The sequence below is a fragment of the Pigmentiphaga litoralis genome (assembly GCF_048632615.1).
Taxonomy (GTDB): Bacteria; Pseudomonadota; Gammaproteobacteria; order Burkholderiales; family Burkholderiaceae_B; genus Pigmentiphaga; species Pigmentiphaga litoralis_B.
Genome location: NZ_CP184479.1, coordinates 3,903,096 through 3,929,881, shown reverse-complemented (window position 1 = coordinate 3,929,881; position 26,786 = coordinate 3,903,096). Strand labels below are relative to the sequence as shown.

The 26,786-nt window shown below is 65.2% G+C and carries 23 protein-coding genes and 5 pseudogenes; 14 read left to right on the top strand and 14 right to left on the bottom strand.

Features of this window, described 5'->3' with window-relative positions; all coding sequences use genetic code 11:
• Nucleotides 1-27: 27 nt before the first annotated feature.
• Together ACNANG_RS18030 and ACNANG_RS18025 are read right to left on the bottom strand one after the other, a co-directional pair.
• Nucleotides 28-1,431 (bottom strand): MFS transporter, encoded by a 1,404-nt coding sequence (locus ACNANG_RS18030; protein WP_420224150.1) that lies wholly within the window; start codon nucleotides 1,429-1,431, stop codon nucleotides 28-30.
• A gap of 69 nt (nucleotides 1,432-1,500) precedes the next feature.
• The gene (locus ACNANG_RS18025; RefSeq protein WP_420224149.1) at nucleotides 1,501-2,130 is read right to left on the bottom strand and encodes a nuclear transport factor 2 family protein; all 630 of its coding nucleotides are present in this window, start codon (nucleotides 2,128-2,130) and stop codon (nucleotides 1,501-1,503) included.
• A 122-nt stretch (nucleotides 2,131-2,252) separates the two neighbouring features.
• Here ACNANG_RS18025 and ACNANG_RS18020 point away from each other — a divergent pair, with 122 nt between their 5' ends.
• Nucleotides 2,253-2,819 (top strand): TetR/AcrR family transcriptional regulator, encoded by a 567-nt coding sequence (locus ACNANG_RS18020; RefSeq protein WP_420224148.1) that lies wholly within the window; start codon nucleotides 2,253-2,255, stop codon nucleotides 2,817-2,819.
• Between the two features lie 9 nt (nucleotides 2,820-2,828).
• Here ACNANG_RS18020 and ACNANG_RS18015 read toward each other — a convergent pair whose 3' ends face one another.
• Entirely contained in the window at nucleotides 2,829-3,617 is a 789-nt protein-coding gene (locus ACNANG_RS18015) for an IclR family transcriptional regulator (RefSeq protein ID WP_420224147.1), read from the bottom strand.
• A gap of 206 nt (nucleotides 3,618-3,823) precedes the next feature.
• Between ACNANG_RS18015 and ACNANG_RS18010 the strand changes: the two genes are divergently transcribed.
• On the top strand, nucleotides 3,824-4,798 hold the full coding sequence (locus ACNANG_RS18010; RefSeq protein WP_420224146.1) for a tripartite tricarboxylate transporter substrate binding protein: 975 nt from the start codon (nucleotides 3,824-3,826) through the stop codon (nucleotides 4,796-4,798).
• A gap of 99 nt (nucleotides 4,799-4,897) precedes the next feature.
• Here the strand turns inward: ACNANG_RS18010 and ACNANG_RS18005 are convergent, their stop codons facing one another.
• Together ACNANG_RS18005 and ACNANG_RS18000 are read right to left on the bottom strand one after the other, a co-directional pair.
• The gene (locus tag ACNANG_RS18005) at nucleotides 4,898-6,400 is read right to left on the bottom strand and encodes a class I adenylate-forming enzyme family protein (protein ID WP_420224145.1); all 1,503 of its coding nucleotides are present in this window, start codon (nucleotides 6,398-6,400) and stop codon (nucleotides 4,898-4,900) included.
• A complete protein-coding gene (locus tag ACNANG_RS18000) occupies nucleotides 6,397-7,332 on the bottom strand; it encodes an alcohol dehydrogenase catalytic domain-containing protein (protein WP_420224144.1) in 936 nt (311 codons plus the stop codon). The genes ACNANG_RS18005 and ACNANG_RS18000 overlap by 4 nt, the downstream gene beginning before the upstream one ends.
• Before the next feature lie 267 nt (nucleotides 7,333-7,599).
• Between ACNANG_RS18000 and ACNANG_RS17995 the strand changes: the two genes are divergently transcribed.
• The 4 genes and pseudogenes from ACNANG_RS17995 (at nucleotide 7,600) to dkgB (ending at nucleotide 10,192) form a co-directional block, all read left to right on the top strand.
• A complete protein-coding gene (locus ACNANG_RS17995; RefSeq protein ID WP_420224143.1) occupies nucleotides 7,600-8,061 on the top strand; it encodes an enoyl-CoA hydratase/isomerase family protein in 462 nt (153 codons plus the stop codon).
• A 5-nt stretch (nucleotides 8,062-8,066) separates the two neighbouring features.
• Nucleotides 8,067-8,354 carry an enoyl-CoA hydratase/isomerase family protein gene (locus tag ACNANG_RS17990; RefSeq protein ID WP_420224142.1) on the top strand — a complete coding sequence of 96 codons (288 nt, stop codon included), beginning with the start codon at nucleotides 8,067-8,069 and terminating at the stop codon, nucleotides 8,352-8,354.
• Between the two features lie 108 nt (nucleotides 8,355-8,462).
• The gene (locus tag ACNANG_RS17985; RefSeq protein WP_420224141.1) at nucleotides 8,463-9,365 is read left to right on the top strand and encodes an NAD-dependent epimerase/dehydratase family protein; all 903 of its coding nucleotides are present in this window, start codon (nucleotides 8,463-8,465) and stop codon (nucleotides 9,363-9,365) included.
• Nucleotides 9,366-9,395: 30 nt separating this feature from the next.
• Nucleotides 9,396-10,192, top strand: a pseudogene (gene dkgB, locus ACNANG_RS17980) (2,5-didehydrogluconate reductase DkgB).
• A gap of 22 nt (nucleotides 10,193-10,214) precedes the next feature.
• Here the strand turns inward: dkgB and ACNANG_RS17975 are convergent.
• Nucleotides 10,215-11,207: an ABC transporter substrate-binding protein gene (locus tag ACNANG_RS17975; protein ID WP_420224140.1), complete on the bottom strand. Its 993-nt coding sequence runs from the start codon at nucleotides 11,205-11,207 to the stop codon at nucleotides 10,215-10,217.
• A gap of 42 nt (nucleotides 11,208-11,249) precedes the next feature.
• Nucleotides 11,250-12,320, bottom strand: a complete 1,071-nt coding sequence (locus ACNANG_RS17970; RefSeq protein WP_420224139.1) for a Bug family tripartite tricarboxylate transporter substrate binding protein — start codon at nucleotides 12,318-12,320, stop codon at nucleotides 11,250-11,252.
• A gap of 252 nt (nucleotides 12,321-12,572) precedes the next feature.
• On the opposite strand from ACNANG_RS17970, the gene ACNANG_RS17965 reads away from it, so the two are divergent.
• Nucleotides 12,573-13,565, top strand: coding sequence for a LysR substrate-binding domain-containing protein (locus ACNANG_RS17965; protein WP_420224138.1), 993 nt, complete (start codon nucleotides 12,573-12,575; stop codon nucleotides 13,563-13,565).
• A gap of 8 nt (nucleotides 13,566-13,573) precedes the next feature.
• Here the strand turns inward: ACNANG_RS17965 and ACNANG_RS17960 are convergent, their stop codons facing one another.
• From ACNANG_RS17960 to pcaQ, 5 genes are all read right to left on the bottom strand, one after another.
• Nucleotides 13,574-14,308 (bottom strand): isochorismatase family protein, encoded by a 735-nt coding sequence (locus ACNANG_RS17960; RefSeq protein WP_420224137.1) that lies wholly within the window; start codon nucleotides 14,306-14,308, stop codon nucleotides 13,574-13,576.
• An 80-nt stretch (nucleotides 14,309-14,388) separates the two neighbouring features.
• On the bottom strand, nucleotides 14,389-15,390 hold the full coding sequence (locus tag ACNANG_RS17955) for an ABC transporter substrate-binding protein (protein WP_420224136.1): 1,002 nt from the start codon (nucleotides 15,388-15,390) through the stop codon (nucleotides 14,389-14,391).
• Between the two features lie 106 nt (nucleotides 15,391-15,496).
• Nucleotides 15,497-16,372 carry an ABC transporter permease gene (locus ACNANG_RS17950; protein ID WP_420224135.1) on the bottom strand — a complete coding sequence of 292 codons (876 nt, stop codon included), beginning with the start codon at nucleotides 16,370-16,372 and terminating at the stop codon, nucleotides 15,497-15,499.
• 56 nt (nucleotides 16,373-16,428) lie between these two features.
• The gene (locus tag ACNANG_RS17945; RefSeq protein WP_420224134.1) at nucleotides 16,429-17,220 is read right to left on the bottom strand and encodes an ABC transporter ATP-binding protein; all 792 of its coding nucleotides are present in this window, start codon (nucleotides 17,218-17,220) and stop codon (nucleotides 16,429-16,431) included.
• A 127-nt stretch (nucleotides 17,221-17,347) separates the two neighbouring features.
• Complete coding sequence (gene pcaQ, locus ACNANG_RS17940) at nucleotides 17,348-18,295, bottom strand: pca operon transcription factor PcaQ (protein WP_420224133.1); 948 nt, start codon at nucleotides 18,293-18,295, stop codon at nucleotides 17,348-17,350.
• A gap of 130 nt (nucleotides 18,296-18,425) precedes the next feature.
• Between pcaQ and ACNANG_RS17935 the strand changes: the two are divergent.
• Nucleotides 18,426-19,319, top strand: a pseudogene (locus tag ACNANG_RS17935) (Bug family tripartite tricarboxylate transporter substrate binding protein); the annotation flags it as partial.
• On the opposite strand, the pseudogene ACNANG_RS17930 reads toward ACNANG_RS17935, so the two are convergent.
• Nucleotides 19,311-19,397, bottom strand: a pseudogene (locus ACNANG_RS17930) (hypothetical protein); the annotation flags it as partial. The pseudogenes ACNANG_RS17935 and ACNANG_RS17930 sit on opposite strands and share 9 nt — an antisense overlap.
• On the opposite strand from ACNANG_RS17930, the pseudogene ACNANG_RS17925 reads away from it, so the two are divergent.
• Nucleotides 19,396-20,954: pseudogene (locus tag ACNANG_RS17925) on the top strand (sulfatase-like hydrolase/transferase). The pseudogenes ACNANG_RS17930 and ACNANG_RS17925 sit on opposite strands and share 2 nt — an antisense overlap.
• Here ACNANG_RS17925 and ACNANG_RS17920 read toward each other — a convergent pair.
• On the bottom strand, nucleotides 20,939-21,853 hold the full coding sequence (locus ACNANG_RS17920) for a LysR family transcriptional regulator (RefSeq protein WP_420224132.1): 915 nt from the start codon (nucleotides 21,851-21,853) through the stop codon (nucleotides 20,939-20,941). The pseudogene ACNANG_RS17925 and the gene ACNANG_RS17920 overlap by 16 nt on opposite strands.
• 212 nt (nucleotides 21,854-22,065) lie before the next feature.
• On the opposite strand from ACNANG_RS17920, the gene ACNANG_RS17915 reads away from it, so the two are divergent.
• From ACNANG_RS17915 to ACNANG_RS17895, 5 genes and pseudogenes are all read left to right on the top strand, one after another.
• The gene (locus ACNANG_RS17915) at nucleotides 22,066-23,097 is read left to right on the top strand and encodes a Bug family tripartite tricarboxylate transporter substrate binding protein (protein ID WP_420224131.1); all 1,032 of its coding nucleotides are present in this window, start codon (nucleotides 22,066-22,068) and stop codon (nucleotides 23,095-23,097) included.
• A 79-nt stretch (nucleotides 23,098-23,176) separates the two neighbouring features.
• Nucleotides 23,177-23,953, top strand: a complete 777-nt coding sequence (locus tag ACNANG_RS17910) for an enoyl-CoA hydratase/isomerase family protein (RefSeq protein WP_420224130.1) — start codon at nucleotides 23,177-23,179, stop codon at nucleotides 23,951-23,953.
• Between the two features lie 12 nt (nucleotides 23,954-23,965).
• On the top strand, nucleotides 23,966-25,114 hold the full coding sequence (locus tag ACNANG_RS17905) for a thiolase C-terminal domain-containing protein (RefSeq protein WP_420224129.1): 1,149 nt from the start codon (nucleotides 23,966-23,968) through the stop codon (nucleotides 25,112-25,114).
• Nucleotides 25,107-25,352: pseudogene (locus ACNANG_RS17900) on the top strand (Zn-ribbon domain-containing OB-fold protein); the annotation flags it as partial. The gene ACNANG_RS17905 and the pseudogene ACNANG_RS17900, both read left to right, overlap by 8 nt.
• A 157-nt stretch (nucleotides 25,353-25,509) precedes the next feature.
• Complete coding sequence (locus ACNANG_RS17895; RefSeq protein WP_420224128.1) at nucleotides 25,510-26,730, top strand: CaiB/BaiF CoA transferase family protein; 1,221 nt, start codon at nucleotides 25,510-25,512, stop codon at nucleotides 26,728-26,730.
• The last annotated feature ends 56 nt before the right edge of the window (nucleotides 26,731-26,786 follow it).

Below are 26,786 nucleotides of genomic sequence, written 5' to 3'. Positions count from 1 at the left end.
GCGTCGGAGTCGGCAGGGCCCCGGGCTTCAGGCCGGGGGTGCGCCGGCAGCGGGATAAGCGGCCATCCGGATCGCCGCCCTTGCGGCGACGATGGACAGGATGGCCGCAACCGTCAGGCTGGCCGCCAGGCCCAGCATGGCGGCCACCAACGCTGTCGCCATTGACCGGGGATCGGGCGACGGGCCTGCCACCGTAAAGAACACGCCACCGAAGATCGCCACCCCTAGCGCCGCACTGATCTGCAAGGCGGAATTCGTGATGCCGGCAATCATCCCCGAGCCACTAGCCGGGGCGCGATCGATGACAGAACGCACCAGTGTCGGTAGCGCCCAACCCTGGCCAAAGCCTAACAGGCCTATCGCAACGATCAGTGGCAGGTGCGAGGGCATCTGTCCGGGGGCGTCCGCGACCAGAGCAGCCAGCAGCACACAAGCGACCACTTCCAGCACCATACCCATGCAGGCAACCCAACGACCGAAGACGCGGATCGCCAACGGGGTCGTCAAAGGCCCGATGAAAAAGCCGATGCCGAACGGCAGGAATACCAGGCCCGTCTCCAATGAGCCCAGGCCCAGCGCCGATTGCAGGTAGACGGAGAAGACCAGAAAAAATGCCGAGATGACATAGAAAAACAGCACGCCGCCCAGGCCGCTCATCAAGCCGGGCGTGCGGACCAGATCGACGCTGACCAGCGGCACCCCGCCGCGCCGGGCATAGGCCATCTCGTGTCGCAAGAAGCCGAAGCCGGCGGCCGGGCAGGCGGCCAGCATCGCCCACGCCCACCCAGGCCACCCCATTTCACGTCCTTCGACCAGCGGCACGATGAGCAGGCCCAGGGTCAAAGCGCAAAGCAGCACACCGACCAGGTCGACGGGTGCAGGGCGGTCGCCGCGGGCGTCGGGCAGCAGAGGCAACCCACCGATCAGGACCGCGGCAACAACGGGCAGGTTGATGAGAAAGATGATGCGCCACCCAAGGTGGAAAAGGTCTGCGGAAATCAATGCGCCACCCAGCGCTTGCGCGACCACCGCCGCCAGCCCGACCGCCGCCGCGTAGAAACCCAAGGCGCGAGAACGCTCATGTTCCGGAAAGAGGGCATGAATGGAGGCAAGTCCTTGCGGCGCCATGGCGGCGGCGCTCAGCCCTTGCAGCACGCGCCCCGCGATCAGCATGTCGGGCGAGGTTGCGAGCCCGCATATGAGCGACGTCAGTCCAAAGCCAGCGATACCCAAAAGGAAGATCTTTCGTCTGCCGAAGATGTCGCCGAGCCGCCCGCCAGTGATGAGGAAGACTGCATAGGCCCCGGCATATCCGGAAATCACCATCTGCAGTTCGGCGGCGCTCGTCCCGAGGCCCGCTTGCATGGATGGCAGGGCGACATTGACGATGAAGAAGTCCAGCGGGGGCAGAAATGCCCCGACCAGCAACACCGCGAATGCCAGCCAGCGGCGCGTTGTCTGATGTGTTCGTTTGCATGATGTTCAGCCGGGGCGCCGCGCTCAGGCCGGAAGACCAAAGCGTTCCGTTCCCGCAACCGGCGTCCAGTTCTGGAGCGGCGTTGCGTAATGCATGTCAAAGATGCGTTGTTGAAACGCCCAACGACCGTCTCTTCGCTGATAGATGTCGTGATACTGGCCGCTCACTTGCAAGGGGCCCTGATCGACGTCGTAGAAAAGGCAATCCGCCGCCACCCTTCCGTGGCCCGTGTCTCCTTCCACGGTGATGAGCGCATTCGCCATCCAGTGATGCATATGTGGCATGCGCTTCATGTTCACACGCGCCTGCGCCAGGATGGCTTCAAGCCCTTCGGAGTTTCCATTCGCGCCGAGATACAGCCGCGAGTCCGGATGCCACAGGGTCGCCAGCAGCGCTTCGTTCATGGTATCGAAGGCTTCGGCGTAATTGGCAATCAAGGTTTCGATCGCAATGCGGCTTTCGATGGCGTCCAGGCGTGCTTCAAGGTCGTTTGACATGGTGATTCCGGTGAGTTGAATAGCATTGATAAACATACCAATCGGTACATAAATAGTGCCAAAAAAAGCGGCCGTTTCTGTCTGGAACCGTGCCGCGCATGTTTTACTTAAATACCGATCGGTACAAATATACGGGGTTGAATTGCGCTGTGTCAACTACGCTCGTTGCCCATGGATTATGTATCGTTTAGTATGTAATTTTTTGATAGGCGGAGCGTGTGATGGCTCAACGAGGCCGCCCCCGTACGTTCGACCGTGACGCGGCGTTGACTTCCGCGATGCATCTGTTCTGGGAGCAAGGCTTCGAATCCACGTCCCTGTCGCAGCTGAAAGCGGCAATGGGCGGCGGAATTTCTGCGCCCAGTTTCTATGCTGCCTTTGAGTCCAAGGAAGCCTTGTACAAAGAGGCGCTGGAGCGATACATGTCGCTTTACGGTGACCTCACCAAGAGTCTCCACGACGATGCGATCGCACCGCGAGAGGCGGTGTTGCTGACCTTGCGCCGCGCCGCAAAGATGTATTGCGAGGCGGGGCATCCAAAAGGCTGCATGGTCGCGTCGGGCGCCATGGGCACAGTGTCATCCGGCAGCGAGGCCATCCCGCAGTTGCTTCAAGGTATGCGGGGGCGTGCACGCAACGGCTTCCACGCTTGCGTGCAGCGCGGCATCAAGAGCGGTGAACTGCGCGAGTCCACCGACACGAAGTCGCTGGCCATCGCGTTCGACAGCTTCTTCATGGGTATCTCGGTACTTGCCCGCGACGGCGTCCCATACACCGCCATGAAGAAAGCCGTCGACCACGCGATGGGCATCTGGGATTCCGCCGTCAAACCTGCTCAGGATTAGGCGCAACGGTCACCCCGATCGCAACGCCGACGAAATGCTGGCCGCAGTCCGCCGGGCATGTTGCGCCAGCGGCGCATCGGCACGCAGTTCGTCATCGATGGACAGGCCCGCCACGATGATCGCGGCCACCGGTTCGTTGTTGCGGCCCAGGATCGGGCAGGCCATCGTGCCGACCCCTGGCCGCATCTCGCTCAGTGCGAACGAGATGCCCCCGTCGGCACGGATCGCATCAAGACGGTCCGCGACGGCCTCGTACCGCTGCGCGCCCACCCGTGCCCGCCCGGCCTCCGGCGTCATCGCAGCCAGCACCGCACGACCGCTGACGCTCGCGTCCATCGGAAAGCGCGTGCCGATGTCGGTAATGATGTTGAGCGGGGTGGACGGCGTCCAGATGCGTTCGATGATGACCACGTGATCCAGCGCCGGCACCGAGATCGACACCACTGCGCGGCGCTTGCCCACGCCCTTCTCCTGCAACTCGATCGCGTGGGGCAGCGCGGCCCGCCGTACGCCCAGCCGGTCCTGTTGCGCGGTGCCCAGCACCAGGCACTGCGGCCCCAGCGTGTACATGCCGTCGCGCGCCTGCACCATGCCCCAATGCAGCAGTGTGCGCAGCAGACGATGCACCGTCGTGCGGTCGATCTGCGTCAGGTTGGCAAGGGTCAGCGCCGAGGCGCCATCGGGCAGCGGCAGCAACGCATTGAGCACGATGAACGCACGGTCGATGACCTGGACGCGCCCGGTGGCGGTGTTCGAAGGCATCGCGGCAGGCGCCGCGTCAGAAGTGGAAGCAGTCATGGCGACGTTTTAACCCAGCGCCGCGCACCGTGCTTTTTCCAATTGACGCAATGCCAGGGCATGGATAGTCTTTGTGTGCACACTACACACTGCAAGTGCGCAATATACACATAAGAAATCCGTCTGAGGCGGTGGGGACACCCGGGTGTCGGGCGGCGTAGACTGCCTCGCTATCGAATCACGTCAGCTTTTTCCGAAGGTGCCCCATGCCGTTGCGTTCCGTCTTCACGCCGATTTCCGCCGCTGTCGTCTTCGGGTTCGCCGCACCCGGCGCGGCCTTTGCCGCCTACCCCGACAAGCCCATCCGGCTCATCGTGCCGTTCGCGGCCGGCGGCGCGGTGGACGCCGTCGCCCGCACCGTGGCGGCGCGCCTGACCGACACCCTGAACCAACGCGTGATTGTCGAGAACCGGGCGGGCGCCTCCGGCACCATCGGCGCCGAAGCCGTCGCGCGTTCGCCGTCCGACGGCTACACCCTGTTGTTGACGGCATCGACCGTGGTGGTCAATCCGTTCATCATGAAAGAGAAGCCGCGCTTCGACACGATCAAGGACCTGACGGCGCTGAACCTGGTCGCATCAGGCCCCCTGCTGTTCGTTGCCGCGCCCAGCGTCAATGCCGTGTCGGCGCAGGACTTCGTCGCCAAGGCCAAGGCCAATCCCGAGCGCTTCAATTTCGCCGTCGGCGGCTTCGGCGCGGCAGGCCATCTGGCGGTGGAGTCATTCAAGTTCCGCGCCGGCCTGCCGGTGCCGACCATTCTGTACAAGGGCACGGCCCCCGCGTTGGTGGACTTGATGGGCGGCCAGGTCAGCGGCATGATCGATCCGCTGCTGACCTCGTTGCCGCCGGTCAAGGGTGGCAAGCTCAAGGCGCTGGCCATCACCGGCGATAAACGCAGTCCGCTGGCCCCCGACGTGCCGACCTTTGCCGAAGCCGGTTTTCCGGACGTGAACTTTTCGACGTGGTACGGCTTCTGGGGACCTGCCAATCTGCCGCAAGACGTGATCGATACCCTGGAAGGCGCGGTCAAGAAGGTCGTGGCCAATCCCGAAGTCAAGACCTGGTTCGCCAGCCAGGGGCTCGATCCGTCGGGCATTTCTGGCGCGCGCTTCCGGGCATTCATCGACCAGGAATCGGTCAAGTCCCAGCAGATCGTGAACGCGGCGCATATTTCGGAATAAGTCGTAGCGGCCAGCCATGCAGGCAGGGCAAACCCCCTATTACGGGGCGCGCCCTGCCGTCCATCCCTGATCATCCAGTCCTGATCAAACTTAGCACGCTCAATCCTGATCAAGCAGCATCTGCCGCACCTTGGCGCGCTGGATCTTGCCGTAGTGCGATTTGGGAATGCTGTCTGCGAACCTAACGACGCGCGGCTTTTTGAAGCCAGACAGCACCGCGCCGCAGTGGGCCAGCAAACGTTCGGCGTCCACGTCAGCCCCCGCCTCGAGCACGACCAGCACGCCGATGCGCTCGCCCCACTCCGGATCCGGCAACCCCGCCGCGGCCGCATCGGCCACGCCCGGATAGCTGCACACCGCACGCTCGACCTCGTCGGGCAGCACCGACTTGCCCCCGGTGCGTATCACTTCCTTCAGGCGGCCCGTGATGCGCAGCACACCCGTTTCATCCAGCATGCCCAGGTCGCCGCTGCGGAACCAGCCATCCTGGAAGGTCTGGGCCGTCAGTTCCGGTTTGCCCCAGTAGCCGGCCGCCAGGTGCGCGCCCCGGATCCAGACTTCACCTTCCACGTCAGGCGCGGCGGACCCGTCCTTGCCATCGATGCGCACTTCGCAGCCGAACAGGGGCCGGCCCGCGGTGCGGATGCGCGCTTCCCGCGTGGCGGGATCGCGCAGCGCATCGGGCGACTGATAACAGCTCCACGACGCTTCGGTCAGGCCGTAGATGATGCCGATGCGCGGACCGAATGCTTCGATGGCGGCCAGGAAGACGTCGGGTGGAATCGCGGCTGCACCTACGTCGATCGTGCGCAGCGCCGACAGGTCGGCATCCTGCGGCCGGGTGTCTTTCAGCAGGCGCACCAGATGGGTCGGCACCAGGGATGTCGACGCTGCCTGATACTGCTGCAACAGGTCCAGGAAACGCTGCGGCTGGAAGCGCCCCGCCAGCACCACCGTGCCCCCGGCCGCAATTTGCGCGAACACCACGATGGCCGCGATGGGCCAGATCGGCCGCATGTTCAGCATGACGTCGCCAGGCCCCTGGCCGCGGCCTGTCACGATGTTGTGCAGTGCGGACGTCAGGCTGCCATGCGTGATGATGACGGCCTTGGGCACGCCCGTCGTGCCGCCCGTGTAATTGAGCGACGCCATGGCATCGGGCGCGGGTTGCGCCCACGGCTCGACACGGCGCGGCGCGGTAGCCACGTCCACCTCCAACGGAACGATGCGCAGCTCGGGCACGGCGGCCTGCAGTCCCGTTGCGCGTTCGGCGTGGTCCTGCCCATAGGCCAGCAGACCCGCACCCGCATCCCGCAACTGCGCCGCCTGTTCGTCCAGGCTCAGGCTTGGATCCAGGGGCACTCGTACCAGGCCGGCGGACATCAGTCCGTAATCCCACAGCAGATAGTCCGGCGTGTTGTCCCCCAGGATCGCCACCCGATCCTGGAACGCATATCCCTGCTCGCACAGCGATGCGCCCAGGCCAAACGCCAGGCTTGTGAACGCGCCGATCGGCAGTTCGCGCCCGCTGTCCGCATCGATCACCGCAATCTGGCCGGGCCATTGCTGCGCGCACCGGCGCAGGATGCTGCCGACGTTCATGACCAGCCTTCCATCACGACCCGGCCTTCCACCGCCTTGGCATCGACAAGGGCATGACCGTGCGACGCCTCATCGAAGGACACCGTTGCCGAGATGATCGGCTTGATCTGTCCGTTGGCCAGCATGGCCAGTGCCTGGCGGATGTCTTCGAGCGTCGCGCTGCCCGAGCCGGCAATACGGATGCGGCGGCCGATCAGCAAGCCCGGCGACACGTCCACCGGCTTGCCATCCAGATTGCCCAACACCACCACGATGCCGCCTTGCGCCATGGTGCGCAGCACCTCCGGCAAGGTCATGCCCAGATTGTCGATCGCCACGTCCACGCCCTGTTTGCCCGTCAGGCGCCAGACCTCCGCGCCGAACTTCAGATCGGGGGCCACGATCACTTCATCGGCGCCCAATGCCTTCAGGTGTTCGGCCTTGGCCGGACTGGAGGTGACCGCGATCGACCGTGCGCCCAGCGCCTTCACGATCTGGATCTGGTGGATGCCCAGCCCTCCGCTCGCCCCCGTGATCAGGACCGAGTCCCCGGGGCTGACATTGGCGAGCGTGCGCAGCGCGCGCAGGCTGGTCCCGATCGGGCAGCACGCGAGCGCTGCGGCTTGCCACGGCAGGCCGGCAGCCACGCTGATCGCCATGCTCGCCGGCACGCTGACGTATTCGGCATAGCCACCCACGGTATCTACCGCCGGCAGGCCCAGGGCGCGGCACATGTCCTGCCGGCCGCGCAGGCAGTTGCGGCACATGCCGCAGAATTGACGCTGATAGATCACGACGGCGTCGCCCACCTTGTGGGTAATGACACCGGCGCCGATCTCGATCACCTCGCCCGCGGTTTCATGGCCCAGCACCACCCCGGTCTTGGCGCCAGGCAGCTTGCCGGCGCGGTGCAGGATATCGTGATGGCAGATACCCGCCGCGCGGACCCGCACGAGCACGTCGCCTGGCCCCGGGCGGGGGTGTCGACTTCCTGGACCTGCAGGGTAGCGGGCTCGCCGAAGGCGGAAAGGATGACGGCTTTCATGGGTTGGCTCCAGGATGGAAGAAGCGGCGGGCGCCGGGTTGAGCGGCGCGACAGCCAATAGCTTATGTGCGCCATACGCACGTACTGTTTACATTGCACACATTGCGATATAGTTTGCGACCCGAGCCGGATGGTGTCAACGCCGAATGTCCGCTCATTAAGACAAGGAGCGTCCATGACCATCGAATTTCGTCCGGTTGCCAACGGCATCCATGAAGTCCTGCTGCAGCGGCCCGAACGCATGAACGCCCTGGACACGGCCAGCAAACGGGCCCTGGGCGACATCTGGCAGGCGGCCAACGATGATCCCGCCGTCAAGGTGCTGATCGTGCGTGGCGCCGGTGACCGCGCCTTCTGCGCCGGTTCCGACATCAAGGAAATGCAGGCCACGGGCACCATGGTGGATACCGACACGCTGATGCGCGCCATTCCCGGTGTCGGTGTCGAACTCAACAAACCCGTGATTGCCGCGATGCACGGCTTCACGGTCGGCATGGGCCTGACGCTCGCCATCCACTGCGACTTCCGGATCGCCGCCGCCACGGGCAAGATCGGCTTTCCGGAAACACAGCATGGCATGCTGTCCGGCGTCAGCGCCCTGACCCTGCCGGGCATCGTGGGGAAGCCAAGGCGCTGAATCTGATGCTGACCGCCCGCATGCTGACGCCGCAACAGGCATTGGCCATCGGCCTTGTCGATCAGGTCGTGCCCGACAGCTGGCAGGCCGCGCTGCAATTGGCCGACATGCTGGTGGCGAACTCGGCGGCGGCGATGGCGCAGACCAAACACCTGATCCTGCTCGACCGCCGCCGCCGCATCCGTGAACACGCCGCAGCGATCGACGCGGCCCGGCTTGCGATCCTGGACTCCAAGGAATTCGGTGACGTCGTCAACCATACACCCGGCGCCGGTCGCGTACGTGGCAACTGATCAAGGTCATTCTTGACTGTCGATCAAATATCATTGGACCGATGACGGGTTTTTCGCAAACTCCGGCAGGAGGACACTGCAGTCTGTTCCTACCTATCGGAGTGTGTCATGCACGTTTTCATCACCGGCGCGACCGGATTCATCGGCGGGTCGATTGCCCGGCATCTGCAACAACACGGCCATCGCATCAGCGGCCTGGCGCGCACCGAGGACAAGGCGCGCCAATTGCAAGCCTTGGGCATCGAGCCCGTCATTGGCACCCTGGATGACCATGCCGTGCTCGCTGACGCGGCCCGCCGCGCCGACGCGGTCATCAATGCCGCCGACAGCGACCATCGCGGCGCCGTCGAGGCGCTCATCGCCGGCTTGCGCGGCAGCAACAAACCGTTGCTGCACACCAGCGGATCCAGCCTGATCGGCGACGACGTGGGGGGCGACCGCCTGTCCGACCGCATCTTCGACGAGGACACGCCTTTCATTGTCGAAGACGGCAAGCAGGCGCGCTATGCCATCGACAAGCTGGTGCTGAACGCCGCCAGCCAGGGCGTGCGCGGCATCGTCATCTGCAACACCATGATCTACGGCCGCGGAGCCGGCTTGCATGCCGACAGCGTGCAGATCCCTCCCCTGGTCGAGCAGGCGCGCAAGAGTGGCGTGGTACGTGTCGTCGGCAAGGGCGTGAACCGCTGGTCGAATGTACACATCGAGGACGTGGCCGAACTGTACCGCCTGGCATTGGAGACCGCCCCCGCGGGCGCGTTCTACTTCGTCGAAAACGGGGAAGCCTCGTTCGCCGATATCGGCGCTGCCATTGCGCGCCGCCTGGGTCTGGGCCCGGTCCAGTCGTGGACGGTAGACGAAGCCGCCCGGGAATGGGGCCAGGGTCACGCCCGTTACTCCTTCGGTTCCAACAGCCGGGTACGCGGCGTGCATGCCCGTCGGGACCTCGGCTGGTCGCCGCGTCATGCGTCGGTGACCGACTGGATCGAACACGAGATGCCGCTGGCCTGAGCCGCGGTCATCCCTCACCAGGAGTCACTCATGAATATCCCCGCATTCGGGCTGGGCACCTTCCGCCTCAAGGACCGGGTCGTCATCGACTCGGTAAGCACTGCCCTCGAACTGGGCTACCGCTGCATCGACACGGCGCAGATCTACGGCAACGAAGCCGAGGTCGGCAAGGCCATCTCCGACAGCGGCATACCGCGCGACGAACTGTTCATCACCACCAAGATCTGGGTCGACAACCTGTCGCGCGACATGCTGGCCGACAGCCTGAAAGACAGCCTCGACCGCCTGCGCACCGACCACGTGGACCTGACGCTGATCCATTGGCCATCCCGCACCGTGCCGGCCGCTGAATCGCTGATGGCCCTTGCGCGTGCGCAGTCGGACGGGCTGACCCGTGCGTTCGGCGTGTCCAACTTCACGACCGCCCAGATGCAGGAAGCCATCCACGCCGTGGGGGCCGCGCAGATCGCCACGAACCAGGTGGAATTGCATCCCTACCTGCAGAACCACAAAGTCGTAGCCTTTGCTAAACAGCATGGCATCCACATCACGTCCTACATGACCCTGGCCTATGGCAAGGTGCTGAAGGATCCGTTGCTGGAGGCGATTGCCGCCCATCATGGCGCTACGCCCGCGCAAGTGGCGCTGGCCTGGGCGATGCATCAAGGCCACGCGGTGATTCCCTCGTCGACGCGGCGCGAGAACCTGGAAAGCAATCTGAGGTCCATCGACCTGCGGCTGACGGAAGAGGACATGGCGCGCATCGCCGCGCTGGACAGGGCGAACGGTTGACCAGCCCGGCGTCGATCGCGCCCGACTGGGACTGACCGCAGGGTCCATCCCGCACCTTCAGTTCTTTGACAGATCCAGCGTGGACGCGTCGAACAGTTCCGCGATCCCCACCTGCCGGGGCGACAGCCCCTGCTCGTGGTGGTAGCGCGTAAAGGTCTCAAGGGTGTGCCGGTTGGCCTCGACGCCATAGCTCCAGAAGTCGTCGCCCATCAAGGCGCGTGACGCGTGGTATTCGGACACGCCCCAAGGCAGCGACGTGTACAGATGGCCGATCTGCGCCAGTTCGGTCATGGCCAGCGCCTTGGCTTGATTGAAGGCCTTGAACACGCTGACGGGCAGCCACGGGTGCTGCTCGACCAGGGCCCGGCGGATGCCGATCACGTGCATGATCGGAAAGAGCCGGGTGCGGCGGTAATAGTCCTGTTCGACCTGCTTGAAATCCGGGAACAGCAGGCCTACGTTCGGCGCGCCCCGCGTGAACGACGACGGCGCCTTGGCGCTGAACACGGCATCCAGTTCGCCATTGGCCAGTTGCTCGGACAGCGTCGCGTTCGGCGCGATCTGCGCCAGGTCGATGTCATCCGGCAATTGCAGCGGTGCGCGTTCCTGGCGGCCCGCCTGCTCCACGCCGCCCCGCCGCCAGCGCACCTGGTTGGCACGCACGCCGTACTCGTCCTGCAGCATGCCCCGGATCCACACGTTGGCGGTGATCTGGTATTCAGGCACGCCAATCATCTTGCCCGCCAGGTCTTCCGGGCGGGTGATGCCGCGATCGGTCCGGATATAGATGCCCGAGTGACGGAACACGCGCGAGACAAAGGCGGGCACGGCCACATAGTCCGCCTGTCCGCGCGCCGTCATGACGGTATGACTGCTCAACGACAGTTCGGAAATGTCGAAGGCCTGGCCATTGAAGGCGCGATGGAAGATCTCTTCGGGGTGCAGGGCGAGCGGCAGCAGGTCGCACCCTTCCACGGTAACGCGCCCATCGAACAAAGCGCGGGTGCGGTCATAGTCACAACAGCCAAGGCTGAGCTGCAAGCGGTTCATCAATGTGTCTCCTGTCGGGTCACGACGTTTGTTGGCAGCGGCTCATTCCGCCTGGATGTTGGCTTCTTTGGCGGCAACCCGGTACTTGTCGAAGTCGCTGCGGATAAGCTGCATCATGGGACCCGAGGGCATCACCAGCATGTCCAGGCCGGCCTCGTTCAGCCGTTTCGTCACGTCAGGCATGACCGCCACCTGCCGGATGTCGGCTTCCAGCTTGGCCGCAATGGCCGGGGGCGTCCGAGGCGGCGCCATGAAGCCATAGTAGTTGTCCAGCGAAAAATCCTTGAGCGCCGGCACCCCTGCTTCGCGGAAGGTGGGTACGCCTGCGGCCGATGCGCTGGGGTCTTTCGAGAACAGCGCCAGGGCACGCAGCCGGCCTGTCTTGGTAAAGGCGATGGCGGCTGGCGCGGACACGGCGGCGGCGGGCACGTGCCCGGCCAGTACGTCCGCGACCGCCGGCGTGCAGCCCCGGTATGGCACGTGCAGCGCCTTGACGCCCGTGGCGTGCTTCATCATTTCCAGCCCGAAGTGGTGGGGGCTGGCCACGTTGCAGCTGGCGATGGCGTACTTGCCGGGATTGGCCTGGAGCAGGTCGACGAACTCGCGCGTCGTCGTCGCGGGCATGGCCGACGGATTGGTCACCAGCATCATGGGAGACGACGTCACCAGGCCCAGCGGCACGAAGTCCTTCGTGAAGTCGAAGGTCAGGTTCGGATACACGACCTGGTTGATGATGTGGGTGTTGGTGGCCAGCAGCAGGGTGTAGCCGTCCGCCGGCGCACGCACCACGGCTTCGGCGCCGATGGACCCGCCCGCCCCCGCGCGGTTCTCCACGACCACCGGCTGCTTCCATAGCTCGGCCAGCTTCTCGCCAAAGATCCGCGCAGTCACATCCGCCGCCCCGCCCGGTGTGAAGGTCACGATCAGCTTGACCGGGTGATCCGGAAAGGCCTGGGCCGCGGCGAGACCCGAGAAGCTCAGTGTACTGAGTATTGACGCCGATATGGAAAGCAAACGCGCGGCTTGCCGGGAAACCCGCAAGCCAGCAGGAAGGTTTCGGCGGCCGCCGTCCAGCGGCTCATCCGTACGTTGAAGCAATGCGTTGCCGTGCATGACATCTCCTGATCGGACGCGGGGGAAGGCCAGGATGGCTTCCGCGTGTCCTCGAATTGGAACGATTTATGCTTGCTCAAAATCCGTTCATGGACCCGACCGCGGCGCTGCTTCGCGCCGTAGAAAAAACCGTGTGGCGTCATGCACGCTCGCGTGCACCGCACGCCGCCGACGCACCGCATCGGCAGCGCATGCACCAAGGTATTCCCAGGAGGAGACAGGGTCTTCCGTCAACAACCTGGCCGAGAGCACATGGCGAACCGACACCCTCCCCTCAATTCCCTCAAGGTCTTCGAAGCCGCTGCCCGTCACCTCAGCTTCAAGAAGGCCGCCGAAGAACTGTGCGTGACTCCCGGCGCCGTCAGCCGGCAACTGAGCCATCTCGAATCGTTGATAGGAGCACCTCTGTTCCGGCGCGTCAACCACGGCATCGAACTGACGGCCGCGGCCAGGCTGTGCCTGCCCAAGCTGCAGGAAGGCCTGGCTTGCCTGCGCGAATCGGTCGATCAGATTTTTGAACATACCGAGTCGCAGACCCTGTCGGTGTATGCGGCGCCCTCGTTCGCCATGCGCTGGCTGATGCCGCGCCTGCACCGTTTTGCGCTGGACCATCCGGATATCGACGTGCAGGTTTCGACCCGCATCAGTCCCTTCGTGGGCCGCCGCGGCACGCCGCAGGCCACGCTCGACATCCATGCGTGGACCGACCAGGCCGATGTGGTGATGATGTTTGGTGACGACCACCTGCCCGCCACCGCGCCCGACCTGCATGTCGAAGCGCTGATGCCGCTGTCCATCACCCCGATGTGCAGTCCCGAGCTGCTCGAAGGCGCGCACGGCATGAGCGATCCGGAAGATGTGCTGCAGCATCTGCTGCTGCATGACAACCGGGGGCTGCGATATGGCACCCGGTCGTTCTGGCGGCAATGGCTGGACGCGGCGGGGGTCAGCGCGCCCAATGCCGATGGCGGGCCACGCTTCACCCATTCGCTGCTGGCGCTGGAAGCGGCGATCGATGGCATGGGCGTGGTGGCGAGCACGCCCATGCTGGTGACCGATGCCTTGCGCACCGGCGCCCTGGTCGCGCCATTCGATCTGCAGGTGCCGCTGGGCTGCGCCTACCACCTGATCAGCAAGCCGGCCGCGTACGAACGCAGCGACGTCGCGCTGTTCCGTACCTGGCTGCGCGCCGAGGTCAAGCGCAGCCGGCACGATGTGCCGCGGCGCCAGCCCGCCTATGCCTGACGGCACGTTCAGGCGATCGCCCGCAGGGGCGGCATGACCTTGGCGTTGGCCGTGCTGCCGCCCGACGGCAGCTTGAACATGCCATTGGGCAGCTCGCGCATGTACGCGATGATCTCGGCCGTCTTCAGAACGTCAGCGTACTTCGCATTCATGTCGCACAGGTTGATGGCGTGGCTGGCCTCGCTGCGGTCGAAGCATCCCTCTTCGGCAATCGTGACCCGATAGTTCAGGCTGAACGCATCGAGCACCGTCGCGCGCACGCAGCCCGATGTCGTGGTGCCGGTCACGATCACGCTGTCGCAGCCCAGCAGGGTCAGATAACTGGCCAGGTTGGTGCCGAAGAAGCCCGACGGCTTTTGTTTGTAAACCACGATGTCCTGCGGCTGCGGCGCGATGGCGTCGACGATGGCGTTGCCATCGCGGTCGGGCACCGGCTGAGCCACGTCCTCCTCGTTGCGGTTGTTTTTCCAGCCCCACGATCCGGAATCCCAGTTGTCTTCCCGGCGAAACCCCGTGGTGTAGATCACCGGCAGTTCCTTCATGTGCGCGGTATCTATCAGTTCCTTGATCGAGTCGATGGCGACCCAGCTTTCCGCTCCGCATGAATTGCGCCAGCGTTTGATCGACTCCAGGATGGGCTCGTCCGGCCGATCGCCGGCAAACGCCCAGCTCACATCGATCACGAGCAGCGCGGGACGTTTGCCGAAGGCGCCCCGCGCGCCATACCCGGAGGCGGCAAACACCTCCTTGTCGCGGGGGTCAGGAATTTGTCCCAGATGCGTTCAGACATGGCTAATGCTCCTTGCGGGTGGGTTGCGATGGATCAGGGTTGTTTGACCGCGACGTGCTTCTGGACGAACTGCATGTCGATCACGCCCGCATAGGGCACGTCCTGCTTGAGCATGCCCGCGTCCATTACCACGGACTTGGACGTGGTCCAGGCTTGCTGCGAGACCAGGCCGTCGCGGCTCCAGATCTCGTCCTTGAAACTGCGGTCGATGGTCGCTTTCAGGTCTTCGGGCGGCATCGTCGGAAACTCCTTGCGTGCGATCTCCGCCGCTTCCGCCGGGTTGGCGTAGGTGGCCTGCAGCCCCTTCATCACGGCCCGCACGAACTTGGCCACGGTTTCCGGCTGCTTGGTGATCGATTCCAGCCGCACGTTCAACGTCGAATACGCGTAGGGGCCCAGCTCGCGCGGCACGTTGTAGAACGGCTCTTCGAACAGCCCTTGCCGGATGCCCTGCGTGATTTGCGGTTCGGTCGCAACGATCACTTGCGCGCGGCCAGCCTTCATCGCGGCTAGTCCACCCGCCGCCGTCGTCTCGAGCAATTCGACGTCCTTCTTGGCATCGATTTTCCACTTGTCCAGCAGGAAGCGCGTGATCGAGTTGGGCGTTCCGCCGACCGCGCCGGTGGCAACGGCCTTGCCTTTCAGGAAGGCGGACATATCCTGCCCCGCGGGCACCGTCCCCTTCTTGGCGACCAGATACACGTTGCCCCGGTCCACCACGTTGACGACGGTGCGCAGTTCGGCGCCCTTGAGCTTGGCGTAGGCGTTGTGTTCCGGGCCGCCAATGAACGCGAAGGCCTGGCCCGACAGCACGGCATTGGTGTGGCCCGATCCGCTTTCGATCGTGACGACCTTGAGCGCCAGGCCTTCCTGCGCAAAGAAGCCTTTGTGAATGGCCACGTATAGCGGTAGGTAGCCGGTGGAGTGCACCGGTTCGGCGACCACCAGCGGCTCGAGTTCAGCGGCCTGGGCGGTCGCGATCAATGCAAGCGCCAGGGACAGGCCGCGAAAGACGGAAGAAAGGCCGAAGCTCATGATGTGCGATCCCGGGGTGAGTGACGAAAGAAGGAAGAAGGGGCGGGCCGGAAGGCCCGAACCGGCGGCGACAGCTGGCGCCAGACCTTGGCACCCGTGCCAGGCATCAATGGGTCACCCCCTTGCGCAGCACGCGTTCCAGCCAGGACACGCCGACATACATCACGATCGAGAGGGTGGCGAGCACGAGCACGGCCACCCAGACCAGGGCGATTTCATAGGTCTGGCCGGCGTACATGATCGTGCGGCCCAGGCCATGCTGCGAGGCAATGAACTCGCCCACGATGGACCCGGTCAGCGCCAGGCCGATGTTGACCCGCAGGATGGAGATGATCCACGGCACGCAGGCCGGCACCACCAGCTTGCGGAACACCTGCCAGCGCGAGGCGCCCAAAGAATAGAACAGCCGCTCGCCATCCGGATCGATGGCGCGCACGCCGGCATACGCCGTCAATGTCGATACCACCAGCGTCAGGGCGGTGGCAATGGCGACCTTGGACGCTAGGTCCATGCCGAACACCAGGATCACCAGCGGCGCAAGGGCCAGCTTGGGCAGGGATTCGAAACAGATGATGTAGGGCTGCATGATCGCGGCGTAGTTGCGCGACCACCAGAAGGACAGGCCCAGCGTCGCGCCGCCCACCGTGCCGATGAAGAACCCCAGCAGCGTCGACCGGAAGGTGTAGCTGATGTCGACGAACGCATTCCCGCTTTCAAAGAAAGTCAGCAAGGTCGCCCAGATCGCGCTGGGCCGCGACCAGAAGAAGGCATCGATCCAGCCATAGGCCGCGGCCGCTTCCCATAGCGTCACGCCGCCGATCAGCAGGCCCGCTTGCGCGGCAAGGATGACCTGGATGGGCCACGCTTTCTGTACGGGCAGGCGGCGCACCTTGCGGGTCGGGGCCGCGCGGCGGGCAGCGGCGGGCGCAGGCGTGGACAGCACGGCGCCGACGCCGGCGTCGTTGACGGTAGTCGTGGACATGAACGTTTCCTTGCAAGGACGGAATCAGACAGCGGCGCGATCAGGCGGCCGCGACATCAGGCCACGGTCAGTGGCGCGTCGGACGTGTCGTGCGACAGCAGCGACAGGCAATGCTCTTTGATGTCGATGAATCGGGGGTCGGACACCAGCGCGCGTGATCGGGGGCGCGTCAGCGGCACCGCCAGGCGCTCGACGATGCGGCCGGGCCGCGACGCCATCACGTAGATGTCATCCGATAAATACACGGCCTCTTCCACGTCGTGCGTCACGAAAACCACCGTCTTCTGGAAGTCGGCCCAGATCTGCAGCAGCCAGTCCTGCATGCGCGACTTGGTCTGAGCGTCGAGCGCGCCAAAGGGCTCATCGAGCAGGATGATGTCGGTATCGGTCAGCAAGGTGCGCAACAGGGCCGCGCGTTGCCGCATGCCGCCCGACAGCGCGCTGGGATACACGTGTTCGAAACCGGCCAGACCGTACTTGCGCAGATAGGGCAAGGCCCTTTCACGCGCCTCGGCAACCGGCACGCCGCGGATTTCCATGCCGAGCACGATGTTGTCGAGCACGGTGCGCCACGACAGCAGAAGGTCTTTCTGCAGCATGTAGCCCACCAGACCGATCATGCCTGTCACGTCGTCGCCATCGACCCGCACCTGACCCGAGGTCGGCGCCTGCAGACCGGCGATCACGTTGAACAGCGTGCTCTTGCCGCACCCCGACGGGCCGATCAGACTGATGAACCGCCCTGCCGGCACCGTCAGGTCGACGGGGGCCAGGGCCTGGAAAACGCCGTTCGGCGTGGGGAAGGAGACGGAAACCGCGTCAAGCTGCAAACGGGCAAGGTCGGGCATCTGACTTCCTGCGTGGCGCCCGGAACCGGGCTGACAGAAAAAGTGTAGTGATGCGCCCTGCCCGCGCCAAACGACTTTTCCTCGCGCGGCGATTGAGTTTTGGTGATGTGGCCGCGGTCAGGCCAGCCTATGCTTCGCGCGCGTGCCGCCGCGCCGCGGCCGCGCTGCGGATGCAGTCGATCAGCTCGGTGACAGCCTGCGGGCGCACGCCATCGCTGCGCAGGGTCAAGCCGACCGATCCCGTGGTGTGCCGCGTATCGCAGGCGAGTCGCACCAGCGTGCCACGCGCAATGTCCTGCTCCACCGTTCCGACTGCAATGAACCAGATCGCATCGCTGGACTGCACATAGGTGCGTGCAAACGAATCCGACATGGTCTCGATGCTGCCGCCCTCGATCGATGTGCTGGACCGGATCAGGAAGGAATCGATGCTGTGCCGGATCGCGGTCGAGGGCAACGGCAGCATCATGCAATAGGGACTGAGGGCATGCGGCTCGACGATGGGCATGCGGGCCAGCGGATGGCCGGGCCGCGTGACGATGACCACATCTTCGGCATACAGATGTTCATAGGACACGCCAAGCATCTCCGACGGATCGGCCAGTCGCCCCAGCAGCAGATCGATTTCGCCCCGCTTGAGCAACGCAAGCAGATCGGCATTGACGCCGATATGGACTTTGAAGCGCGTTGCGGGCCACTTCTGCCGGAACAGACGCACCGCCTCGGGCGCGACGGTTTGCGCAACCGTCGGCAAGGCGCCGAAGGCGATGGTGGGCGCTTCGGGCCGCACCGCCGACGACACATGATCCAGCCCTTCGCGCAGCGTCCGCAGGCTGCTGCCTGCGTAGCCCAGCAGGACCTGCCCCGCCTCGGTGGCCACCACGCCGCTGCGCGATCGGGTAAAGAGCTGGACACCCAGCATGTCTTCGAATTCGGACAGCGTCTTGGACAGGGCGGGCTGCGAGATACCCAGGGCGTGCGCCGCGCGCCCCATGTGACCGTGCGAGGCGATGGCCAGCACGCAATGCAGATGCCGAAGTTTGGTGCGATTCCAGCCGGTCAGGTCATGGTCCATGAACGCTCCTCCCGCGTGCTCGGATCATAACCAGAAGGAAAACAAGCATCCACAATATTCATTTGCCATAACCTGAGCGACTACCTACAGTGCGGAGCCATCCATCGAAAAAAATCTCCGGAGGAAGACAATGAACCCAGCCCTGCACGCGGCTTGCGCCGCCCTGATCGCCACGCTGGCCGCCACGCCCGCGCTGGCCCAGACGCACTATCCGACCAAGCCGGTCCGCATCCTGACCGGGTCGCCCCCTGGCGCGCCGTCCGACCTGGTCGCCCGCATCCTGGCTCAGCAATTAGGTGACAAACTCAAGCAGTCGTTCGTGGTGGAAAACCGCCCCGGGGCCAACAATGGCCTGGCCGCTTCGCAGGCGGCCCGCGCCGACGCCGACGGCTACACCTTGCTGGTGACGCCGGATACGGTCGTGACGGTCAATCCCCTGCTTTACAAGAAGATGGAATTCGATCCGCGCGCGGACCTGGTGCCGGTCGCGCGCGTGGCAAGCTTCAACCAGATGCTGGTATGCAATTCGGCGTTGAAGATCGGCACCGTCGCTCAACTGGTCACGCGGTCGCGTGAGAAGACACTGACCTACGCGTCGGGCGGCCTCGGGTCCCCGGGCCACCTTGCCGCGGCCATGTTCCTGTCGGGCGCCGGCATTGCCATGGATCACATTCCCTACAAGGGACCCAGCCCGGCGCTAAGCGATGTCATGGGCGGGCAGGTCGACTGCGGATTCCTGACCACCCCGACGGTGCTACCCAACATCCAGGCCGGCCGCCTGACCGCGCTGGCCGTGTCGTCGTCCAGGCCCTCCCCCATGGCGCCCACTGTGCCGACCTTGCCCCAGGTGGGCCTGCCCGATATCGATGCCTCGTTCAGCCAGTACCTGATGACGCCGAAGGGCACGCCCGACGCGATCCTCAGTACGCTGCAGAACAGCGTGCGCGAGGCGCTGGCCGACCCCGCCGTACGTGAACGCCTGCAGGCGCTCGACCTGACCCCGGTCGAAGAAACCGCCGCCGCATCGCGCACACGCCTGACGCAAGACACCGCCAAGTGGTCCGCGGTCGTCAAGCGCCTGAACATCCAGCCGGAATGACATGACTGTCCAGAACGTCCTCTTCATCATGTGCGACCAGCTCAGGCGTGATCACCTGGGCTGCTATGGGCATCCGTACCTGCGCACCCCCAACATCGACGCCATGGCGAAGCGCGGCGTGCGCTTCGACAACGCCTTCGTGAATTCAGGTGTGTGCGGCCCATCGCGCATGAGCTACTACACCGGTCGCTACCCGATCACCCATGGCGCAACCTGGAACCGCGTGCCGCTGTCGGTGGGCGAACTGACGATGGGCGACTACCTGCGCGGCCGTGGCCTCGACCTCGCCCTGGCCGGCAAGACCCATGTCATGCCCGACGACGAAGGCATGCGCCGCCTGCAACTCGACGGCGGCCACGAGCTTGCGCAGCTGCTGACCCGCGGCGGCTTCCACGAGGTGGATCGCTACGACGGCCATCACGCGCCCGGCAATGAAAGCGGTTACCCGGCCTTTCTGCGTGCGCAGGGTTACGTGTCGGACGACCCCTGGACCGACTTCGTGATCTCAGGCATCGGCCCCGATGGCGCGGTCGCAAGCGGATGGCACATGCGCAATGTCCATCTGCCCGCGCGCGTGCGCGAAGAACATTCCGAAACGGCATTCATGACGGATCAGGCCATGGACTACATTGCCGGCCGGGGCGACCAGCCCTGGGTCCTGCACCTGAGCTACGTCAAACCGCACTGGCCCTACATGGCGCCCGCGCCCTATCACGCGATGTACACGCCGGACCAATGCCTGCCGGTCGTGCGCAACGCCGCGGAACGTGTCGATGCGCACCCTGTCGTCGCCGCCTACCGCGAGCACGAAGAAAGCCTGAGCTTTTCGCGCGACGACTGCCAGCGCGTCGTCCGGCCCGCCTACCAGGGCCTGATCTCTCAGGTGGACACCCACCTGGGCCGCCTGTTCGACGCGATGGAACGCCAGGGTGTCCTGGACAAGACCCTGGTCATCTTTACCGCCGACCACGGCGACCTGCTGGGCGATCACTGGCTGGGCGAAAAGGAACTGTTCTACGACTGCGTGCAGCGCGTGCCACTGATCGTGGTCGACCCGTCCGCCGCCGCGGACGCCACGCGTGGCACGGCGGACGCCCGCTTTGCCGAAGCGGTCGACATCCTGCCCACGATGCTCGAAGCCCTGGGGTTGCTGCCCCCGCGCAACGCATCGAAGGCCGCAGTCTGCTGGGACTGACACGAGGCACTGACGCTCGCTGGCGGGATGCCGCGTTTTCGGAACTGGACTACAGCTTCCGCGGCGCGCGCCTGAGCCTGGGCAAGTCGGTCACCGACTGCCGCGCGTTTTCGGTGCGGACCGCAAGGTGGCGCTATGTGTACTGGATCGGCGAGCCCGAGCAGCTGTATGACCTGCAGGCCGATCCCGATGAATTCGTGGATCTGGGCCGCGATCCCGCGTTTTCGTCGGAGCGCGATGCCTTGCGCGCGCAACTCTTGGATTGGCTGGTGCACCGCCGGCACCGGGATACGGTCAGCGATGCCTTCGTGGAAAGCCGGACCAACACGCACAAGAAGGCGGGCGTGTTCTATGGGCAGTGGTAGGTACCACCCTGCTGCCGCCGCACAACATCGATGAACCGCGTCACCGCCGCCGACAGGAATCGGTCCTTGCGGGTCAGGACCCCCAGTTCACGATAAACGGGCGGCGCTTCCATCGGCACGACGGCAAGCTCGGATGCGTCGAGCAGGCGTAAGGTCATGCGCGGGATGGCGGTGATGCCCAGACCCGCCGCCACCATTGCGCCGATCAGGGCGAGCGACGACGACTCGTATCGGGGCACGATGGCCTGACCCGTCTCGGCCAGCACCCGGTCGGTAATGCGCCGCACGCTGGTGCCTTCTCCGCTGGCCAGAAAAGGCCGTTCGGTCAGCCGTGACCAGCGGGCTTTCTTCGAACGGGCCAGTGGATCGCGCTTGCCGCAGATCAGCACGAACTCGTCGCGCAGCAACGGCTCATAGTCGATGCCCGCGGCGTCGTGCGAGGGCGGCGACGACAAGGCGAAGTCCGCGGTGCCGTCGATCAGCAGGGCAAGCGACCGCTCGGCCGGCAGCGAGTGCAATCCGATCACCACGTGCGGATGGGACTGTTCGTATTCTGCGATCGCATGCGGCAGCAGCGCGGCCGCGACTGACGGCAGCGACGCGATGCTGACGCTGCCCCGCTGGCCCGCCACGAACTCCGACAGATCGCTCAGTGAACTGTCGAATTCGGACACGATGCGGCGCGCGATCGGCAGCAGCTCCTGCCCCGCGCTGGTCAGGTCGACACGGCGCGTGTTCCGGTCGAACAGCCGCACGTCCAGCTTGCCCTCCATCGTCTTCACGGTGCGCGTCAAGGCAGGCTGCGACACATGCAGCCGTTCCGATGCGATACGGAAATTCCTGGCATCGGCGACATGAAGAAATGCTTCGAGTTCATGGACTGTCAGGCGGGCGCGCATGGAGACCTCCATCTGCGGGCGCGATGGCGAAACGGCGCCGCGCCGGCAATCAGAAAAGCGGATCAAAGCAATCAGACAATTGTATTTCTCTAATCATTTGCCGGCTCGCATACTCGGTCCACGCCTGCGACATGACAGGCGCGCCCCGTGCGGATCACAGCATCCCTGGATTGGTCCCCAACGGCAGGCCACTCAGAACATTGGAGACGACGATGACGTTGCTGGTCCGCAAGGCGCTTGCCCCCGGGTGGCAGGTGCCGCTGTTCCTGTCCTTGATGAAACGCTCGCTGACCGCGGGGCTTGCGGCCAGCGCATTGGCCAGCGCCGCGCTGCCCGCCGTCGCCGCGGATGACGCGTTTCCGCGCCAGTCGATCAGACTGGTCCTGCCCTTCCCGCCGGGCAGCGGCACGGACGGCACCGCGCGGGTGATGGGCAATGAGATCGCCGCGGCCATCGGCCAACCGGTGGTGATCGAAAACAAGGCGGGCGCGAACGGCTTCCTGGCCGCTGAGGCCGTGGCCAAGGCCGATCCGGATGGCTATACGCTGCTGTTCACCAGCAATACCCACATCGCCAACAAGTATCTGTTCAAGAAGTTGCCCTATGACCCGATCCAGGATTTCAAGAGCGTGTCGCTGCTCAAGGAAGCCCCGCTGGTGGTCGTCGTAGGCGCGAACTCGTCCTTCAAGACCCTGGCGGACCTGACGCAGAAGGTCAGGTCCGAGCCCGGCCGCGTGTCATTCGCCAGCGGCAATTCGTCATCGCGGGTTGCGGCGGAACTGTATAGCCAGTCGATCGGCAGCCCGATGCTATATGTGCCGTACAAGGGCAATCCGGCCGCCATTACCGACCTGCTGGGCGGCCGTGTCGACGTCATGTTCTCGGACACGACGTCGGTCATGTCTTCCATCAAGTCCGGACGGCTGCGTGCGCTGGCGGTCACCAGCCAGACGCGGCTCAATGGGCTGAAGGACGTGCCGACGACGGTGGAGCTGGGTCTGCCGCAGGTCATCCTGGGATCCTGGCTGGCCGTGCTGGCCCCCGCGCGCACGCCCGACGCCCTGGTTGCCAAACTCAACGGCATCTTCCTGGCCGCGCTCAATACCGACAGTGTGCTGAAGAATTTCGTGGCCAACGATTCGGAACCCAAGGGAAGCACGCCTGCCGAGCTCGATCGTTTCATGAAGGCCGAGGCGATCAAATGGAGCGACATCATTACCAAGGCGGGCATTCTGCCCGAATGAACGGGTCCGACCCGCTGCCCCCTGAAACGCTTACCGGTCCTGGCCCTTGCGGCCAGTCGACCTTCCTTTGCGAGTTTCCATGTCCATTGACCTGCACAAACGCGACGACGGCGTCGCGCTCATCACCCTCAATCGCCCGGATACCCTGAACGCCTTCGACGCGGACCATTACGCCCAGCTGGCCGCCGCATGGGCGGAGACGCGGGATGACCCATCCGTCCGCGCCATCGTCATCACGGGCGCGGGCAACAAGTCTTTCAGCACTGGCGCGGACTTGAAGACCTTCATCGGCAATCCGCCCGCCCTGTCGGAGTTCTGGCAGACGCAGAAAGGCATGCTCCTCAATCGCGGCCTGGAGATGTGGAAGCCGGTGGTTGCGGCTGTCAACGGGTATTGCCTGGGCGGCGGCATGACCCTGCTGCTGGCCACGGATATCCGCATTGCCGCGCCGCACGCCACGTTTGGCCTGTCCGAGGTCAAGCGCGGCGTGATCGCCGCCAACGGTGGTACGCAACGCATCATGGAACAGTTGCCCCGTGCGATCGCCATGGAAGTGCTGCTGACCGGCGACCGGTTCGACGCCGAGACCGCGGCCCGCTGGGGCCTGGTGAACCGGGTCGTGCCGGCCGAAGACCTGGTGCCGACGGCCTGCGAGTTTGCCGGGCGTATCGCCCGCAACGCCCCGCTGGCCGTCCAGGCCGCCAAGGAACTGGCGCTGCGGTCACGCGACATGTCGTTGGCCGAAGGACTGCGCATGGAACAGCTGGTCAACCGCATGCTGGCTGCGACCGAAGACGCCAAGGAAGGGCGCGCCGCGTTCAAGGACAAGCGCGACCCCGTGTTCACCGCCCGCTGAGGACGCCACGCCATGCCCCTATCCACGATGCGCGAACGATATGTCATTGCCGGCATCGGGCACACCGCCTTCGGCAAATTGCCCGGCCGCGGCACCCTCAGCCTGAACACCGAGGCTTGCCGCGGCGCGCTGGCCGACGCCGGAATCGCCAAGGATGCCATCGATGCCGTCTTCGTCAAGGTGCCGACCTCGGCCCGCGAATTCATGTACGGCCAGAAGCTGGCGGAGGCCCTGGGCCTGCGCCCCCGGTTGGGCGGCGCCTGGGACCAGGGCGGGGCCGCCAACGTCGCGCTGATCGCGCATGCCATCGGCGCCATCGAAACCGGCCAGTGCGAGGCGGCCTTGATCTGCTATGCCGACACGCCCCGGTCGGGCAACCGCCAGATCTATGCGCGTCCACGCGGCGACGATGCCGTGTACGGATGGTTCTCGACGGCCGCGGGGTACGCGATGATCCTGAGACGTCACATGATCGAGTACGGTACGCGCCCGGAAGACCTGGCGGCCATCGCGATCGCGAGCCGCCGGCATGGCGCGGCCAACCCGAACGCCCAGTTGCGCATCCCGCTGTCGCTTGATCAGTACATGGCGTCACCCCAGCAGCTCGAACCGCTGCGCCGGGACGATTGCTGCCTGGTGTCCGACGGTGGCGCCGCCCTGGTGGTCATGCGCGCCGACCATGCGCGTTCGCTGGGGGTGCCCCATCCCGTCCCCATTCTGGGCATTGGCCAGGGCCAGACCTCGGGCGAGCTGGCGACCCGCCGCACCCTGACGACCACCGAAGCCGTGGCCGCGTCATCGCGCGCCTTTGCCATGGCGGGGCTGGCGCCCAGGGACATCGACGTGGTGCAGATCTACGACTGCTTCACCATCGCGGCGCTGATGACGCTGGAAGACTACGGCTTCTGTCCCAAGGGCCAGTTCGGCGCATGGGCCGCCGGCGGCCGGCTGGAAATCGACGGGGACCTGCCCATGAATACCAGCGGCGGCTTGCTGTCGGAAACCGGCATGCCGGGCCTGCAGCTCATCATCGAAGGCGTGCGGCAGATGCGGGGCAGCGCCAACCTGCAGGTAGCCAACGCGCGCAACTGCCTGATCAGCAACCAGGGCGGCACGATGCACACGCACGGCACCCTCATTCTTGGGAATATGCATGGCTGACTTTCCTCAACCCGACATCACGGACACCAGCCGTCCCTTCTGGGAAGGACTGGACCGTGGCCACCTGCTCTTCCAGCAATGCGACCAGGGCCACCGCTGGCTGCCCGCTCGCGACTTCTGCCCCGACTGCCTGTCGTCCACGTTTGAGTTCGTTCCGGCCAGCGGCCGAGCGCGGGTGCTGAGCTGGGTGGTCTACCGTACCGCCTTCAATGATGCGTTCAAGGACCGACTGCCCTACAACGTGTCACTGGTCGAGCTGGCCGAAGGCCCACGCATGATGACCAATGTGCTCTGCCCCCGGAAGCGCTTGCCGCAGACCTTCCGGTCGAGCTGGTCATCCAGAAAGAAGACACATGCAGCGTCGCCCGTTTCCAGCCGGCCAAGGCAGCCACACGATGACCGCAACCCTTGCCACGTCGGCGCTTCCGTTCACGGGCATGGTGGTGCTCGACCTGACCCAGATCTACAACGGACCCTATGCCACCTTCCTGATGGCGCGCGCCGGCGCTACGGTCATCAAGATCGAACCGCCCGGTGGCGAGCATCTGCGCAAGCGTGGCGACGGACTGCGCGACGCCGTGACCGTGCCGTTCGCCATGCTCAACGCCAACAAACAATCGATCTGTCTCGACCTGAGGCATCCGCCCGCGCGCGATGTCTTCCTGTCGCTGGTGGACAAGGCGGACGTCGTGATCGAAAACTACACGCCTGCGGTCATGGACAAGCTTGGCCTGGGCGCCAGCGTATTGCGTAAACGCAATCCCCGCTTGATCTACGCGGCCAGTTCCGGATACGGATCGACCGGCCCCTACAGCGACTATCCGGCCATGGACCTGGCGGTGCAGGCAATGGCAGGGGTCATCGGCATCACGGGCTTTGCCGATGGCCCGCCGGTCAAAGCCGGCCCGGCCGTCTGCGACTTCATGGCCGGCGTGCATCTGTATGGTGCGGTCGCGACGGCCTTGCTGCATCGGGAACGGACCGGCCAGGGAGGCTGCGTCGAGGTGTCGATGATGGAAGCGATCTATGCGTCCCTGGCGTCCAACCTGGGCGGGCATGCGGCCCGGGATCGCGGCGTCAAGCGCACGGGCAATCACCATGGCGGCATGGCGCTGGCGCCCTACAACGTCTATCCGGTAGCCGACGGATATGTCGCCATCATCACCAGCAACGACAAGCATTGGGACGCGCTGGTGCAGGCGCTGGGCATTGAAGCAATGGCGGCACGCCCCGAATTCGCGACGCGTGAGCAGCGCGCCGCGAACATGACGGCCCTGGATGACGCCATCGGCGCGATTACCCGTGGCTACACCCGTGACGTCCTCGTGGCGCATCTCCGGGCGCATCGTGCACCCTGCGCGCCGGTTCAGGAACTCGATGACGTCGTCAACGATCCCCATCTGCATGCGCGCGGCGCCCTGCGCCACATCGATCATCCGGCGTTCGGGCCCATCGTCGTGCCAGAGTCTCCGCTGCGATTCGCCGATCTGCCAGCGGCGCCGTATGCGCCCAGCGTGCCGCTGCACCACGACGCACGCGACATCCTGACAGGCTTGCTTGGGATGTCGCCTGCCGATGCCGACGAGGTACTGAGCGAACTGGCTTCCCGGGCCTGAGCCCGGGCACGCAACTCGCTCCGGATCCCGAGTCCGTGTAAGTTACGGCGTGCGCG